This is a genomic window from Noviherbaspirillum phoenicis (genome assembly GCF_047237965.1).
In the GTDB taxonomy this organism is placed as follows: Bacteria; Pseudomonadota; Gammaproteobacteria; order Burkholderiales; family Burkholderiaceae_D; genus Noviherbaspirillum_A.
On the sequence record NZ_JBDFLX010000001.1, the window covers coordinates 2,938,564 to 2,952,730 of the forward strand.

General features: G+C 66.9%; 15 protein-coding genes. 4 read left to right on the top strand and 11 right to left on the bottom strand.

Features of this window, described 5'->3' with window-relative positions; translation table 11 throughout:
• The first annotated feature begins 10 nt into the window (after positions 1 to 10).
• From ABC383_RS13150 to lipA, 3 genes are read left to right on the top strand one after another with little or no spacing between them, the layout of a single operon-like run.
• The gene (locus tag ABC383_RS13150) at positions 11 to 325 is read left to right on the top strand and encodes an HP0495 family protein (protein WP_413014590.1); all 315 of its coding nucleotides are present in this window, start codon (positions 11 to 13) and stop codon (positions 323 to 325) included.
• Between the two features lie 7 nt (positions 326 to 332).
• A complete protein-coding gene (lipB, locus tag ABC383_RS13155) occupies positions 333 to 977 on the top strand; it encodes a lipoyl(octanoyl) transferase LipB (protein ID WP_413014592.1) in 645 nt (214 codons plus the stop codon).
• A gap of 26 nt (positions 978 to 1,003) precedes the next feature.
• Positions 1,004 to 1,978, top strand: a complete 975-nt coding sequence (lipA, locus tag ABC383_RS13160; protein WP_413014594.1) for a lipoyl synthase — start codon at positions 1,004 to 1,006, stop codon at positions 1,976 to 1,978.
• On the opposite strand, the gene ABC383_RS13165 is transcribed toward lipA, so the two are convergent.
• From ABC383_RS13165 to ABC383_RS13200, 8 genes are all read right to left on the bottom strand, one after another.
• On the bottom strand, positions 1,979 to 3,205 hold the full coding sequence (locus ABC383_RS13165) for a sensor histidine kinase (RefSeq protein WP_413014596.1): 1,227 nt from the start codon (positions 3,203 to 3,205) through the stop codon (positions 1,979 to 1,981). It abuts the gene before it with no gap.
• Positions 3,202 to 4,773: an ATPase domain-containing protein gene (locus ABC383_RS13170; protein WP_413014598.1), complete on the bottom strand. Its 1,572-nt coding sequence runs from the start codon at positions 4,771 to 4,773 to the stop codon at positions 3,202 to 3,204. Before ABC383_RS13170 ends, ABC383_RS13165 begins: the two co-directional genes overlap by 4 nt.
• A gap of 230 nt (positions 4,774 to 5,003) precedes the next feature.
• On the bottom strand, positions 5,004 to 5,513 hold the full coding sequence (locus tag ABC383_RS13175) for a TlpA disulfide reductase family protein (RefSeq protein ID WP_413014600.1): 510 nt from the start codon (positions 5,511 to 5,513) through the stop codon (positions 5,004 to 5,006).
• A gap of 91 nt (positions 5,514 to 5,604) precedes the next feature.
• Entirely contained in the window at positions 5,605 to 6,033 is a 429-nt protein-coding gene (locus ABC383_RS13180; RefSeq protein ID WP_413014602.1) for a DsrE family protein, read from the bottom strand.
• A gap of 16 nt (positions 6,034 to 6,049) precedes the next feature.
• On the bottom strand, positions 6,050 to 6,709 hold the full coding sequence (locus ABC383_RS13185; protein WP_413014604.1) for a BON domain-containing protein: 660 nt from the start codon (positions 6,707 to 6,709) through the stop codon (positions 6,050 to 6,052).
• Positions 6,702 to 7,298, bottom strand: coding sequence for a phosphoheptose isomerase (locus ABC383_RS13190; protein WP_413014606.1), 597 nt, complete (start codon positions 7,296 to 7,298; stop codon positions 6,702 to 6,704). Before ABC383_RS13190 ends, ABC383_RS13185 begins: the two co-directional genes overlap by 8 nt.
• Before the next feature lie 40 nt (positions 7,299 to 7,338).
• A complete protein-coding gene (locus ABC383_RS13195) occupies positions 7,339 to 7,701 on the bottom strand; it encodes a YraN family protein (protein ID WP_413014608.1) in 363 nt (120 codons plus the stop codon).
• Positions 7,698 to 8,936, bottom strand: a complete 1,239-nt coding sequence (locus tag ABC383_RS13200) for a penicillin-binding protein activator (protein WP_413014610.1) — start codon at positions 8,934 to 8,936, stop codon at positions 7,698 to 7,700. The genes ABC383_RS13195 and ABC383_RS13200 overlap by 4 nt, the downstream gene beginning before the upstream one ends.
• Before the next feature lie 11 nt (positions 8,937 to 8,947).
• Here ABC383_RS13200 and rsmI point away from each other — a divergent pair, with 11 nt between their 5' ends.
• The gene (rsmI, locus tag ABC383_RS13205) at positions 8,948 to 9,874 is read left to right on the top strand and encodes a 16S rRNA (cytidine(1402)-2'-O)-methyltransferase (protein ID WP_413014612.1); all 927 of its coding nucleotides are present in this window, start codon (positions 8,948 to 8,950) and stop codon (positions 9,872 to 9,874) included.
• Here the strand turns inward: rsmI and ABC383_RS13210 are convergent.
• Genes ABC383_RS13210 through mrdA form a run of 3 tightly spaced genes read right to left on the bottom strand, consistent with a single transcriptional unit; the run spans position 9,865 to position 14,151 of the window.
• Complete coding sequence (locus tag ABC383_RS13210) at positions 9,865 to 10,986, bottom strand: septal ring lytic transglycosylase RlpA family protein (RefSeq protein ID WP_413014614.1); 1,122 nt, start codon at positions 10,984 to 10,986, stop codon at positions 9,865 to 9,867. The two genes, rsmI and ABC383_RS13210, sit on opposite strands and share 10 nt — an antisense overlap.
• Before the next feature lie 60 nt (positions 10,987 to 11,046).
• Complete coding sequence (rodA, locus tag ABC383_RS13215; protein WP_413014616.1) at positions 11,047 to 12,159, bottom strand: rod shape-determining protein RodA; 1,113 nt, start codon at positions 12,157 to 12,159, stop codon at positions 11,047 to 11,049.
• Between the two features lie 6 nt (positions 12,160 to 12,165).
• On the bottom strand, positions 12,166 to 14,151 hold the full coding sequence (gene mrdA / locus ABC383_RS13220; protein WP_413014618.1) for a penicillin-binding protein 2: 1,986 nt from the start codon (positions 14,149 to 14,151) through the stop codon (positions 12,166 to 12,168).
• Positions 14,152 to 14,167 lie beyond the last annotated feature (16 nt).

Below are 14,167 nucleotides of genomic sequence, written 5' to 3' on the forward strand. Positions count from 1 at the left end.
CCAGGAGCGCATGATGGACAAGCTGAACAATACCGGCAACCTGACGAATCTGAGCGATCTGCAAACATCGGAAAGCCTGATCGAGTACCCGAGCGATTTCCCGATCAAGATCATGGGTGCGATGCAGGAAACGTTTGCCGAGGTGATCGTCGAAGTGGTCACGCAGCATGACCCGGAATTCCACGCCGGGCGCATGGAGATGCGGCCGTCGTCCAAGGGCAACTACCTGTCCCTGACCGCCACCGTGCGCGCCACCAGCCGTGAACAGCTTGACAACCTGTACCGCGCGCTGAGCTCGCATCCGATGGTCAAGGTCGTGCTGTAACAGCGCCATGGAAGGCTCGCCCGTTCTCGTTCACCGCGGCCGCGAGCCTTACCAGGCCAGTTTCGACGCGATGCGCGCCTATACCGACGCGCGCACCGCGGCCACGCCCGACCAGCTGTGGATCGTCGAGCATCCGCCGGTCTACACGCTGGGCCTGGCGGCCGATCCCTCCCATGTGCTGGACCCGCACGGCATCCCGGTGATACAGACCGACCGCGGCGGCGAAGTCACCTACCACGGCCCGGGCCAGGTGGTGATCTACCTGCTGATGGACCTGAAGCGGCGCCAGCGCGACGCCCGCCTGTTCGCCCGCGAATTCGTCTGGAATATCGAGCAGTCTGTGGTCGAAACGCTGGCGGCGTATAATCTGGCCGGCGAGCGCCGGGCCGGCGCGCCCGGCATCTACATCGCCGACGGCGACTGGCGCGGCGCCAAGATTGCCGCGCTGGGCCTGAAGATCCGCGGCAACGGCTGCACCTACCACGGCGTTTCCCTCAATGTTTCCATGGACCTCGCGCCCTTCGGCTGGATCAACCCATGCGGTTACGCCGGCCTGGCGACAGTGGACATGCAAACCCTGGGTGTTACCGCACCGCTGGACGGCGTGCAGCAGGCGCTGGCCCGCCAACTCATTGACCGACTGAAAGGATAGTGGCGCCGCCAGGCGCACTGCATACCATGGCATCCAACCCGACCGAGATTGCTTCCTCCGCCTACAACCCGAGCGAGAAGCAGAAAGGCGCCGGCAAAACCGCGCGCATCCCGATCAAGATCGTGCCCGCCGAGCGCATCCCGAAACCCGACTGGATCCGCGTCAAGGCCGGTTCGCCCACCACCCGCTTCTACGAGATCAAGGACATCCTGCGCGCCAACAACCTGGTGACGGTGTGCGAGGAAGCGTCCTGCCCCAACATCGGCGAATGCTTCGGCAAGGGCACCGCGACCTTCATGATCATGGGCGACAAGTGCACCCGCCGCTGCCCGTTCTGCGACGTCGGCCACGGCCGGCCTGATCCGCTGGATGCGAACGAGCCGGAAAACCTGGCCAAGACCATCGCCGCGCTGAAGCTGAACTATGTGGTCATCACCTCGGTCGACCGCGACGATTTGCGCGACGGCGGCGCCGCCCATTTCGTGGCCTGCATCGAGCGCGTGCGCGCACTGTCGCCGGCTACCCGCATCGAGATCCTGACGCCGGACTTCCGCGGCCGCATGGACCGCGCGCTGGAAATCCTGAAGGCCGCGCCGCCGGACGTGATGAACCACAACCTGGAAACCGCGCCGCGGCTGTACAAGGAAGCCCGTCCGGGTTCGGACTACCAGTATTCGCTGAGCCTCCTGAAGCGCTTCAAGGAGATGCATCCGCATACGCCGACCAAGTCCGGCATCATGGTGGGCCTGGGCGAGACCGACGAGGAAGTGCTGCAGGTCATGCGCGACATGCGCGCCCATGACGTCGACATGCTCACCATCGGCCAGTACCTGATGCCGTCGGGCGACCACCTGCCGGTGCGCCGCTACGTGCATCCGGACACGTTCAAGATGTACGAGGAAGAAGCCTACAAGATGGGTTTCGTGCATGCCGCCGTGGGCGCGATGGTGCGCAGCTCCTACCATGCCGACCTGCAGGCGCACGGCGCCGGCCTGGCCTGATCAGGCGCTCGCGCCGGCCAGCGCCGGCAGACTGACCGTGAAGGTGGCGCCCTGGCCGGCGCCACCGCTTGTGACCTCGATCACGCCGCCGTGCAGCTCGACGATATGGCGCGCGATGAACAGGCCCAGCCCCAGGCCGCCGGCATTCTGCGACTGCTGCTTGTTGAAGGCGCCGAACACCTCGGGCAGGAACTGTTCGGCAATGCCCTGCCCGGTGTCGGTGACTTCGATCAAATGCCGCTCTGCGCCGGGCAGCACTTGCAGCCGCACCGTGCCGCCGGCGGGCGTGAACTTCACCGCGTTCGACAGCAGGTTCCAGAACAGCTGCTGCAGGCGCTGCGCATCGCCCCACACCATCAGCTCTTCCTGAGCCGGCAGGGCGGCGCTCAGCGTCACCTGCTTGGCCTGCGCGCCCGGCTCCACGGTGGACAATGCATCCTTCAGGATGCGGATCAGGGAGACATGCTCGGGTCGGATCGCCAGTTGCCCGTTGCGGGTCTGGGCGGCGTCGATCAGGTCTTCCACCATGCGGGTTTCCTGCCCCACGTGCCGCGTCATCGTGCTCAGTTCCCGGCGCAAGCGCTCGGGATCATTCAACTGGCTGCGCAGCAGCATGTCCAGCCGCATCGAGATCGCCGACAGCGGCGTGCGCATTTCATGCGACACGGTAGCCAGGAACACGTCGCGCATCCGGTTCAGTTCATTCAAACGGGCAATCGCCTCCTTCTGCCGGGTGGTGGAGTCGATCAGGGTGCGCAGCAGTTCGGTGTAGACCGTCATCCGGCTCCGCGGCACCGGCGACTCCAGCCGCGCCTGGGTCCACAGCCGCGCGCCGGAAATGCCCAGCTGGCGGGCGATGCGCTCGCAGGCCATGCCGGAAGTGAAGCGGTTGAAGGCCCAGCCATAGACCACCGCGCCATAGACCTTGCCAAACAGGCTCAGGGGCACGGCCTGCACGCACAGCTCCTCGCAGAACAGCCCGCTTGCCTGGCCCTCGGCCGCGGCCTGCATCGCCAGCGCCTGCTCGAAGCGGGTGCCGTCGCCATCCGCGTCCCACAGCGTGGAGCCGGCCAGCAGGGTCGACAGGCGGGATTGCAGGAAAGGGCCGAGGCGGCGCTGGCCAGTGGCGTCATAGGCTGACACCACCAGGCCGCTGGCGGCGGAGAACTGGGCCAGCGCCTGTTCCCAGGCGCCCCAACCGGCGTCGACGTTTTCCTGCTCGGTCATTGACCCTTGTCCATTTCGCGCACCGCCGGCGCGCTCGACTCCGGCAGGCCCCTGCCCTGCGACAGCGCTTCGTCGATCACCGGGCTGCGCCTGGACGGCGAGCGCGCCAGCAGACCGTAATAGGACGAGAACGGCAGTTGCGGCACCGCGCCGCCATCGGCCACTGCCTCATCGTCCTCGATCACCGTGATGCCGCCGTGGCCGATCACGTACTCCTTGGTCAGCTGCTGGTTGTCGGCGCCGCGCACCTTGGGTATCGCAATGGCGCGCCGCAGCCGGGTCGAGATTTCCACATAGTTCAGCAGGATGATGTTGTCCACCAGGTGCGAGCCCTTCAGCTCCTCGCTGATCTGCGACAGGCCCAGCAGTTCCGGGCTTTCATAGTTGAAGAACACGGTGGCCAGGCGGTCCTTGAAGAAGCTGGCCAGCGCATACAGGAAGTCGGCCGCCTCATGGGCGCTGCTCAGTTCATAGACCGCCACCGAGTCCAGCACGACGCAGTCGATCTGGTGTTCCTGCACCAGCCTGGCCACCTTGTCGAAATGCACATCCAGCTCCAGCTCCAGCGGCGACTCGTACAGCATGAACAGCGAGCCGTCGGCCAGCAGCGGCTCTAGGTCGAAGCCGAGCGAGGCGGCGTTGCGCATCAGCTGGCGCGGGTGCTCGTCCAGCGTCACCAGCAGCGCGCGCTTGCCGGCGGCGATCGCGGCGGTCAGGAACTGCACCCCGAGCACGGTCTTGCCGGTGCCCGAAATGCCGCAGACCATGGTGATCGAGCCTTCATAGACGCCGCCTCCCATGATGCGGTCCACCGCCTCGGCGCCGGTAGACAGGCGCTTGCTGGAAGTGGGCTGCTCTTCCGCCACCAGCGGCCGCGACTGCGCGCGCCGATAGACATGGATGCCCACGCCCGGTTCGATGCGCATCGTGTGGCTGCCGCCGATGAAGTCCTGGCCGCGCGACTTGGCCACCGACAGGCTGCGCTGCAGGCGCCTGCGCTGCTCGTTGCGGCTCAGCGAGATGATGGTGTCGAACACGAAGCGCTCATGCGCGAAACCGTCCTTGCCGCCTTCGTCGCGCTCAGCGGTCACCATGGTGGTCACGCCCAGCCTGGTCAGCCCCTCGACCAGCAGGTGCAGGTCTTCCCGGAACGGCATGTCATTGTTTTCCGCATATAGCCGCAGCGGCGTCAGGCCGTCGATCAGCAGCCGGCGCGCGCCGATGGCGGCCAGTTCCGCCGAGAAGGCGCCGTCATTGCTGCGGAACTCGCTGAGCAGCGCGGCCGGGCTGGTCTGGATGATCCGGACCTTGCCGGCGTCGATCAGGCGCTGCAGGTCCCATTCGAAGCCGATGGCGTCGCGCAGCAGCTTTTCCGGCTCCAGTTCGAAGGAGACGATGACGCCCGGCTCGTCATACAGCGCGGCGCCCGCATGGATGAAGCCCAGGCCCAGCGTGGTCTTGCCCGAGCCGGGCTGGCCTTCGATCAGCACATTGTTGTTGCGCGGCAGGCCGCCCAGCAGGATTTCATCCAGTCCGGGAATGCCCATTTTTACCAAGGATACGGCCATGATCTGTTTCCAACTTTTGATGTGAACGGCGCTATGACGGCTGCCGGGAGGCGACGGGCATCGCGCAGCAGGACTGACCCGGCCGCGCGATTTGCCCCTTTAAATTGCAGTCAAATACTACTTCATACAACTAGGCACTGGTCTTAATGCCGAACAATCTTGGGTTTGGGCAAGCAGCAAAAACCCCGGTCAGGCCGGGGTTTTGAAAAGAAGCGCCTGAGGCCCGGACCTCAGGCGGCGAGCGCCTTCTCCAGCAGCTTGTGCAGCTGGGAGAATTCCGGCTCGCCGACATAGCGCTTGATGATGTTGCCTTCCTTGTCGATCACATAGGTGGTGGGCGTCAGCTTGACGTCGCCGAACGACTTCGCCAGTTCGCCTTGGGTGTCGAGCGCCACCTTGAACGGCAGCTGGCGGGTCTGCGCATAGTTGAGCACGTAGTTGGGCGGATCGTAGCTCATCGCCACCGCGATGTATTCCAGGCCCTGGTCCTTGTACTTGTTATAGGTCTGCACCATCTGCGGCATTTCCTTGATGCAGGTCACGCAGGAGGTCGCCCAGAAATTGACCATCACCACCTTGCCCTTCAGGCTCTCGGGCGTGATCTTCTGGCCGTTCAGGTCGGTATAGGTGACCTGCGGCGCCGGCTGCCGCGACGACACGGAAAAATAGGCGACGGCGGCAATGACGACGACAGCGATGCCGGCCAGCAGTTTGATCCAGTTGCGGTTTGCAGTAGCCATGATGAGGACGGGATGAGAGCGGTGAAGAAAGGAAAGGCTGGAATGCGGACATTATAGTCAACACAGCGCCCCTCTGCCGGCGCCGGCGGCCTCAGGGGCGGATGTAGGCGTAGCCTTCCTGCGCCTGCAGCCTGGCGATCTCGACCACGCCGGCCTGCACCAGGCTGATCTCCGGCACCAGTTCGGCCTTGTCGATGTTGTGCGCCGTCAGCGTGTTGTTGCAGACCCGGAATTCCACGCCCTGCCGCGCCAGCGCGGCCACCGCCGCGTCGAACGGCCGGCCGTTGCGCTCGGTCGCGCCCTTCAACAGAAAGCGGATGCCATCGCCCAGCGCCACCACCACGATCCTGGTATCGGGCGCGGCGCGCAGGTGGTTGCGGATGCTGGCCAGCCCGCGCGATGCCTGGTCGATGCCGTCGGCCATGTGATAGACCACCTTCACCGGCTCGGCCGCGCGCGCGGCGCCGGTGACGGCCAGCGGGCCGCCAAGGCACAGGAGCAGGAACAGGCGCCGCTTCATCGCTCGTTATCGCAGGCTATTGCCGGGCGGGCGTGTTCGACATCTGCCGCACGTCGTCCTCGGTGATGTACTCGAACACCTTCACCACCTTCTGCACGCCGGCCACGCCGCGCGCCACTTCGGCTGCGCGGGTGCCTTCCCGCTGGGTCACGCGGCCCATCAGGTAGACCACGGCGCGCTCGGTCACTACCTTGAAGCTGTTGGCCGAGATGTCTTTCGCGTCCACCAGCGAGGCCTTGACCTTGCCGGTGATGAGGGTGTCGTTGGAACGGGAGGTGTAGCTGGCCGGGGGCGCGATCACCAGGTCGTTGACGATGGACTGCACGCCCGAGATGTCGGCGATTTCCCGCTCCACGGAAGTCCGGGTGGCCTCGTCCGGCACTTCGCCGGTCAGCAGCACCTTGCGGTTGAAGCTGTTGATGTTCACATGACCGGCGTTGCCGACCATGTTGGCGACCCGGCTCTCGCCCTTCAGCGCGATGGCCTTGTCCTCGGTCTGGGCGCCGAAGGTGCGGCGGTCGGTGGCGGCGATGGTGCCTACCACCGCGGTGCCGACCGCCATTTCGATGCAGCCCTGCAGGCTGATGGCGATCATGCCGCAGAGCGCAAGCCGCGCCAGCGGACGGCGCCAGGCGGCGGCGTTGGATTGTTGGTTCGCGGCCGCGCCTTCAGTCATTTGCATCCCCTCCGAATAGGGCGACGTCGATGCCGTCGCACAGTATGTGTATGGTCAGTCCGTGTACTTCCTGGATGCGCGCGGTGCGCTCATGCGGCACGCAGATATGCACGTCGCCTTCCGACATCAGCTCGCCGATCACGCCGCCGCCCTTGCCGGTGAGCGCGATGACGCGCATGTCGCGCTCGACCGCCGCCTTGATGGCCGCCACCACATTGGCCGAGTTGCCCGAGGTGGACAGCGCCAGCAGCACGTCGCCGGACTGGCCGAAGGCCTGCACCTGCTTGGCATAGACCTCGTTGTAGCTGTAGTCGTTGGCCACCGCGGTCAGGATCGAGGTGTCGGTGGTCAGCGCCAGCGCCGGCAGCGGCAGCCGCTCGCGCTCGAAGCGCCCGACCAGCTCGGCGGCGAAATGCTGGCAGTCGGCGGCCGAACCGCCGTTGCCGCACGCGAGGATCTTGTTGCCGTTCGATAGCGCGGTGAACATGATTTCCACCGCTTGCGCGATGGGCCCGGAGAGCTGCTCGGCAGCCTGCAGCATGAGCTGCGCACTTTCCTGGAAGTGCTGGAGGATACGTTGGTTTGTCATGATGCGCGATTATAAGGGTAAGTTGAAACGGGCCGCCGGTTCAGGCCTGGATCGCATTCTTGAGCCAGTCCAGCGCGGCGCCTTCGATGGCGACCACGTCGAAGCGGCATGGCGGCGGCATGCGGTAGCGCTGCAGGTAGGTCTGGGCGGCGTTCCACAGGCGCGCCTGCTTGGCGCTGCCGATGCTGGCGGCGGCGCCGCCGAAGGCGCGGCCGGCGCGCCGCCGCACTTCCACGAACACCAGCGTGGCGCCGTCGCGCATGATCAGGTCCAGTTCGCCGCCACGGCAGTGGAAGTTGCGCTCGACCAGCACCAGGCCATGCCCTTGCAGGTGCGCCAGCGCCGCTTCCTCGCCGGCGTCGCCGGCCAGCTGCCGCTGCGTGCGCCGCGGCCCGAGCGTCATTGCGGGCCAGTCAGCGGCGCGGCAGCGCCGTCCTGGTAGACCGCCGGCGATGCGCTGCGCTCGAAGCGGGCGCGGCCGCCGCCGATGCTGGCCTTCAACTTGCCGGTGGCGCCATCGAGCTCGAACACGCCGCGGCGGGCGGCGACTTCGCGCGCCACCTGGTAGGCATCGATGCCCAGCGCATAGAGGCGCTCCATGTCGGCGCTCTTCTGCGCCGCCGGCGGCGGGGCGAACACGGCGCCGGCATCCGGGCGCAGCAGGTAAGGCAGGTCGATGAAGCGCACGCCGTCCATGTCGGGCCGGCGCTCGGCCGCGGACCAGCCCTGGCGGGAGTAAGGATTGAGCTGGGACGTGCCATACATCGGCAGTTCAGCCCCGATGGATTCGCGCAGTTGCCGCGCCTGGGCCGAATCCAGCGCCACGAACACCAGGCCGGGGCGGCCGTTGCGCAGTCGTTCCTGCAGCTGGCCCAGCGCGCTGGCGCTCAGGTTGCCGCCGGCGGCGCTCAGTTCCACCAGGTCGGCCGGCAGGCCGCGGCGCTGCCAGGCGGCCTGGAAGGCGCGCGCGGCGCGGCGCTGCCATGCGGTGGCGGTGGAGACGATCAGCGCCTCTTCGCCCGGCAGGTCGACGGCGGCGAGATCGGCGGCCTGGCGTGCCTCGTCCTCCAGCGACAAGCCCATCAGCAGCAGCTGCGGCTGGGCGCCGGCCTGCGCGCCAACCGCGTCGGCCGGGGTCAGCGCGATGGTGGGCTTGCCGACCGCGCCGCGCGAGGCGATGGCGGCGGCGCCGCTGCGCGACAGCGGGCCGACCATGATGTCCTGGTCGGCCAGCACGCCGTTGTAGGCATCCAGCACGTCCTGGGCGGCATCGCCGGTTTCCACCACGGTCAGGATGATGTTGGGTTCGCGCCGCTTTTCATAGGCGGCGATGAAGCCGTCGCGCACCATGGCGGCGGCGGCGCCCAGGCTGTCCGAGCGCAGCGGCAGCAGCAGGCCGATGCGCACCGGGCCAGCCAGGGCCGCCTGCTCCTGCGGCTGCAGGCTGACATCGGGCATCGGCACCGCCTCGGTCTCGACCGGGCCGGTGTCGGCCGGCCCGCCCGGCATCAGGCTGATGTCGTTCTGGGCCAGCAACGGCAGGGCCGGCATGGCCACGGTTGTATTTGCCTGCGCCAGCGCGCACAATCCGGCCAGCGCCGCCGCCACCAATCCGGTCTTCACTTTTCGGAACGACATTTCGACTCCCAATGACACAACCCGCGTTCAGCTTTTCCGGCGCCCTGCCGCTGCTGCAGGAGATTGTTGCCCAGAATTATCCGGCCTCCGCATTATATGTGCTTGCCACACCCATCGGGAATGTAGCCGACATCACCTTGCGCGCACTGCAGGTGCTGGCCCAGTGCGATGCCATCGCCTGCGAAGATACCCGCAACACCGCGCAACTGCTGTCGCGCTACGGCCTGCAGCGCCCCCTGATCGCGGCCCACCAGCACAATGAGCGCGAAGTCGCGGAAAAACTGGTCGCCCGGCTGCAGGCCGGCGAGCGCATTGCGCTGGTGTCGGACGCCGGCACGCCGGCGGTGTCGGACCCGGGCGCGCGCATCGTCGACGCGGTGCGCTCGGCGGGGCTGCGGGTGGTGCCGGTGCCGGGCGCGTCGGCCGGCATCGCGGCACTGTCGGCCGCTGGCATGGTGAACGACCGCTTCCATTTCCATGGCTTCCTGCCGGCCAAGGCGCGCCAGCGCGAGACCGAGCTGGCGCAGTTGCGCGGGCTGGCCGCGACGCTGGTGTTCTACGAAGCGCCGCACCGCATCGTCGACACCGTGGCCGCGCTGGCGGCGGCATTCGAGCCGCAGCGCCAGGTGGTGTTCGCGCGCGAACTGACCAAGCTGTTCGAGGAGATCCATCGCTGCCCGCTATCGGAAGCCGCGGCCTGGCTGGCGGCCGACGGCAACCGCCAGCGCGGCGAATTCGTGCTGCTGGTGGAGGGCGCACCGCAGCAGGAGGATGCCGGCACGGCGGAGTCGGACCGGGTGCTGTCGATCCTGCTGGAGGAATGCACGGTCAGGCAGGCCGCCGGGCTGGCGGCCCGCATCACCGGGCAGAAGAAGAATGCGCTGTACGAGCGCGCGCTTGCGCTGAAGGCGCAGGACGAAAGCGACGATCAGCGCTGAACGATGATGGGCATGGCGCCGCCGCTGGCCTGCATCTGGCGCGCCACGGCCTCGGCGTCGGCGCGGCTGGCGAACGGGCCGCCATAGAGCCGGAACAGCGTGTTGTTCTGCACGATGTCGACCTGGCGCAGGCTGCCGTTCCAGCGCTGGGCATGCAGCGCCTGCGCGGCCTGCGCATTGGCGGCCTGGGAGAAGGCGCCGAGCTGCAGGTAGAAGCCGCCGGCCGCGGCGGACGTGGTGGACACGGCGGACACGGCGGACATGGCGGGCACATTGGCTACGTTGGCCGCGGCCGGGGCTGCGGCAGCCGGCACGGCCGCTGGTGGCGCCAGCAGTTCGGCCGGCGCGCTGACCATGGCCACCGGCATCGGCACCGCCTCGGTGCTCACGCCCGGCGTTGATGGCGCGGTTGATGGCGCGGCCGACGCCACCGGCGGCGCGGCGCCGTTGCTGCGCGCCAGTTCCATGCGCCGGATCTCGTCGGGCAGGATGCGCTCGACTTCCAGCTGCGCGCTGCCATGGCCGATATAGCCCAGCTTCAGCGCCGCGGTATAGGACAGGTCGATGATGCGGTCGGAGTGGAACGGGCCGCGGTCGTTGACGCGCACGATCACCGTGTTGCCGTTGGACAGATTGGTGACGCGGGCATAGGACGGAATCGGGAAGGTCGGATGGGCGGCCGTCATCTTGTACATGTCGTACGGCTCGCCGGAAGAGGTGCGCTGGCCGTGGAATTTCCGGCCGTACCAGCTGCCGCGGCCGCGCTGCTTGATGGGCTCCTCATTCATCTGCGGCACGTATTCCTTGCCGAACACCACGTAGGGCTTGTTGCCGCGGTTGGCATAGGGCTCGATGCGCGGCTCGGCGTCGGGCACATCCCAGAGATTGTCGGGGATGTTCTCGCCGGGACCGTCGTCCTGGTAATAGCCGCCGCGGCCGGAACCGGCGGGCGGCAGCGAAGGCAGGCCGCGCCGCGCCGGCTTGGCGGAGGCGGTAACGGCGCCGGCATCGGCGCTCTGCTGCTGCGGCACGCTGCCGCAGCCGGCGGCGATGAACGCGACCGCGGCGCACACGAGGGCCGTGCCGGGCCATGGGCGGGATGGCAAGTGCATTGCTTTTCCTTTTTTGTTCTCGGCGCGCCACCCGCGGGCGCGCCTGGTCTGATCGGTGGATCAGGTTTGTACCAGTTTCCGGTGGCGCTGGATGCTCATCAGGATGCCGGCCCCGAGGCCCAGCGTCACCAGGGCGGTGCCGCCATAGCTCATGAAAGGCAGGGGCACCCCGACCACCGGGAGTATGCCGCTGACCATGCCCATGTTGACGAAGGCATAGGTGAAGAAGATCAGCGTGATCGCGCCGGCCAAAAGACGCGCAAAGAACGTGGGCGCATTGGCGGCGATGATCAGTCCCCGGGCGATCAGCATCAGATACAGGAACAGCAGCACGCCGTTGCCGATCAGCCCGAATTCCTCGGAGAATACCGCAAAAATAAAGTCGGTTGTGCGCTCGGGAATGAACTCCAGGTGGGCCTGGGTGCCGTTGAGCCAGCCCTTGCCGGCGATGCCGCCGGAGCCGATGGCGATGGTGGACTGGATGATGTGGAAGCCCTTGCCGAGCGGGTCGGCGGTGGGGTCGATCAGCATCATCACGCGGGCGCGCTGGTAGTCGTGCAGCATGGTCCAGGCGATCGGCAGGCTGGCGCCGCCGGCAATGGCCAGGCCCAGCAGCACCTTCCACGACAGGCCGGCCAGGAAGATCACGTAGAAGCCGGCAGCCGCCACCAGCAGCGAGGTGCCGAGGTCGGGCTGCTTCATGATCAGCACCACCGGAATCAGCAGCAGCAGCGCCGCCACCATGAAGTGGTTCCAGCGCAGCATGCCTTCGCGTTTCTGGAAATACCAGGCCAGCATCAGCGGCATGGCGATCTTCATGATCTCGGACGGCTGGATCACGATGCCGACATTGATCCAGCGCCGCGCGCCCTTCTTGATCATGCCGAACATGGCCACCGCCACCAAGAGCGCCACGCCCACGGTATAGATCGGCACCGCGAAGCGCATCAGGGTCTGCGGCGGCACATTGGCCGCGATGAACATGACCACGAAGGAGACGATGATGTTGCGCAGCTGGTCTTCGACCCGGCCCGGGAAGTCGATGCCGGCCGAGTACAGCGTGACCATGCCGGTGGACATGATCAGGAAGATGATCAGCGCCAGGGTGCCGTCGAAGACGGTCAGGTGGGGTTTGACGATCTGCCAGACCGAACGTTTTTCAGTGAGTTGCATGGTTGCTCAGTCCCGGTTGCCCTGGGTTTCGGCGCCGTCGCGCGGGCCTCCCTCGGAGTCCTGGTCGGCGCGCACCTCGGCCAGCGGCCGGGTGTCGGACAGGTCGATTCTCTCCACTGGCGCTTCATCCTGCGGCCGGCCGCTGCGCTTGCCCAGCAGGTAAAAGTCGAGCGCCTCGCGCACGATGGGCGCGGCGGCGGTGGCGCCGAAGCCGCCGTTCTCGACGATGATGGCGATCGCGATGCGCGGATTGTCGGCCGGCGCGAACGCGGTAAACAGCGAGTGGTCGCGATGCCGCTCGTCGATCTTGTTGGCGTTGTACTTCTCGTTCTTCTTGATCGCGATCACCTGCGCGGTGCCGGTCTTGCCGCCGGCCGCATAGCCGAGGTTGGAGAACACTTTGGCCGCCGTTCCCTCGCGGATCACGCCGACCATGGCCTGCTTGACGATGTCGATGTTCTGCTGCTTCAGCGGGATGCGGTAGCTTTCCTTGGGCACGGTCGGGGTGCGCACCCGGGTGCCGCCGTCCTCCATGGTCTTGACCAGGTGCGGCTTCATCACCACGCCGTTATTGGCCAGGATGGCAGTGGCATGGGCCAGCTGCAGCGGCGTGAAGGAGTTGTAGCCCTGGCCGATGCCCAGCGAGATGGTTTCGCCGGCATACCATTTCTGCTGCTGCGGCCGGCGGTAAGCGGCGCGCTTCCAGGCGGTGGACGGCAGGATGCCCTTCTTCTCATGCTCGAGGTCGATGCCGGTCAGCTGGCCGAAGCCGAACGGCTTCATGAAGTCGTGCATCATGTCCACGCCCATGTCGGCCGACAGCTGGTAGTAGTAGGTGTCGCAGGAATGAACGATGGACTTGTACATGTCCACCGTGCCATGGCCGCCTTCCTTGTCGTCGCGGAACCGATGGTTGCCGAACATGAAATAGCCGGGGTCGCTGATGGCCGACATCGGCGTGCGCTTGCCCAGTTCCAGCGCGGCCAGCGCCATGAAGGGCTTGTAGGTCGAGCCGGGCGGATAGCTGCCCGACAGCGGCCGGTTCACCAGCGGCTTGTCGGGCGAATTGTTGAGCTCGTCCCAGCTCTGCTGGTCGATGCCTTCGACGAACAGGTTGGGGTCGAAGGTCGGCATCGACACATAGGCCAGGATGTCGCCGGTGGACGGCTCGATGGCGATCAGCGCGCCGCGCCGGTTGCCGAAGGCCTGTTCCACCACCTTCTGCAGCTCGATGTCGATCGACAGGATCAGGTTGGAGCCGGGCGTGGCCGGCGTGCGCGACAGCGTGCGCACCGCGCGGCCGCCGGCCGACACTTCCACTTCCTCGTAGCCGGTCTGGCCATGCAGCTGCTTCTCGTAGCTCTTCTCGACGCCTTCCTTGCCGATGTAGCTGGTGCCGTTGTAGTTGGCGGCGTCCTCGGACTCTTCGATCCTTGCGGACTCGCGCTGGTTGATGCGGCCGATGAAGCCGATCACATGCGACGCCACCGAGCCCAGCGGATATTGCCGGAACAGCCGGGCCTGGATGTCGACGCCCGGAAAGCGGTAGCGCTGCGCGGTGAAGCGCGCCACTTCCTCGTCGGTCAGGCGGGTGCGGATCGGCAGGCTCTCGAAGCGCTTGGACTCTTCCAGCTGGCGCCGGAAGCGTCGCCTGTCCTTGGGCTGGATCTCGACGATGCCGGCCAGCAGGTCGATCAGGTCGTCGAGGTCGCGGTCGATCTTCGACGGCGTGATCTCCAGCGTGTAGGCGGCGAAATTGCGCGCCAGCACGACGCCATTGCGGTCCACGATCAGGCCGCGGTTGGGCACCACCGGCACCACCGAGATCCGGTTATCCTCGGCCTGGGCGGCGTAATGGTCGTGCTGGTAGCCCTGCAGCCAGACGAAACGGGCGGCCAGCAGGGAAAAGAAGACGAGCACGAACAGGCCCGCGACCGACAGGCGCAGCCGGAAGTAATGCAGTTCCCGTTCGGTGTTCTTGAATTCAGTCATGCTTGGCGGACTCGGC

Excerpts from the sequence above, each read along its gene's own strand:
- ABC383_RS13150 (WP_413014590.1), top strand. The coding sequence starts at position 11 with ATGATGGACAAGCTGAACAATACCGGCAACCTGACGAATCTGAGCGAT.
- lipB (WP_413014592.1), top strand. The coding sequence starts at position 333 with ATGGAAGGCTCGCCCGTTCTCGTTCACCGCGGCCGCGAGCCTTACCAG.
- lipA (WP_413014594.1), top strand. The coding sequence starts at position 1,004 with ATGGCATCCAACCCGACCGAGATTGCTTCCTCCGCCTACAACCCGAGC.
- ABC383_RS13165 (WP_413014596.1), bottom strand. The coding sequence starts at position 3,205 with ATGACCGAGCAGGAAAACGTCGACGCCGGTTGGGGCGCCTGGGAACAG.
- ABC383_RS13170 (WP_413014598.1), bottom strand. The coding sequence starts at position 4,773 with ATGGCCGTATCCTTGGTAAAAATGGGCATTCCCGGACTGGATGAAATC.
- ABC383_RS13175 (WP_413014600.1), bottom strand. The coding sequence starts at position 5,513 with ATGGCTACTGCAAACCGCAACTGGATCAAACTGCTGGCCGGCATCGCT.
- ABC383_RS13180 (WP_413014602.1), bottom strand. The coding sequence starts at position 6,033 with ATGAAGCGGCGCCTGTTCCTGCTCCTGTGCCTTGGCGGCCCGCTGGCC.
- ABC383_RS13185 (WP_413014604.1), bottom strand. The coding sequence starts at position 6,709 with ATGACTGAAGGCGCGGCCGCGAACCAACAATCCAACGCCGCCGCCTGG.
- ABC383_RS13190 (WP_413014606.1), bottom strand. The coding sequence starts at position 7,298 with ATGACAAACCAACGTATCCTCCAGCACTTCCAGGAAAGTGCGCAGCTC.
- ABC383_RS13195 (WP_413014608.1), bottom strand. The coding sequence starts at position 7,701 with ATGACGCTCGGGCCGCGGCGCACGCAGCGGCAGCTGGCCGGCGACGCC.
- ABC383_RS13200 (WP_413014610.1), bottom strand. The coding sequence starts at position 8,936 with ATGTCGTTCCGAAAAGTGAAGACCGGATTGGTGGCGGCGGCGCTGGCC.
- rsmI (WP_413014612.1), top strand. The coding sequence starts at position 8,948 with ATGACACAACCCGCGTTCAGCTTTTCCGGCGCCCTGCCGCTGCTGCAG.
- ABC383_RS13210 (WP_413014614.1), bottom strand. The coding sequence starts at position 10,986 with ATGCACTTGCCATCCCGCCCATGGCCCGGCACGGCCCTCGTGTGCGCC.
- rodA (WP_413014616.1), bottom strand. The coding sequence starts at position 12,159 with ATGCAACTCACTGAAAAACGTTCGGTCTGGCAGATCGTCAAACCCCAC.
- mrdA (WP_413014618.1), bottom strand. The coding sequence starts at position 14,151 with ATGACTGAATTCAAGAACACCGAACGGGAACTGCATTACTTCCGGCTG.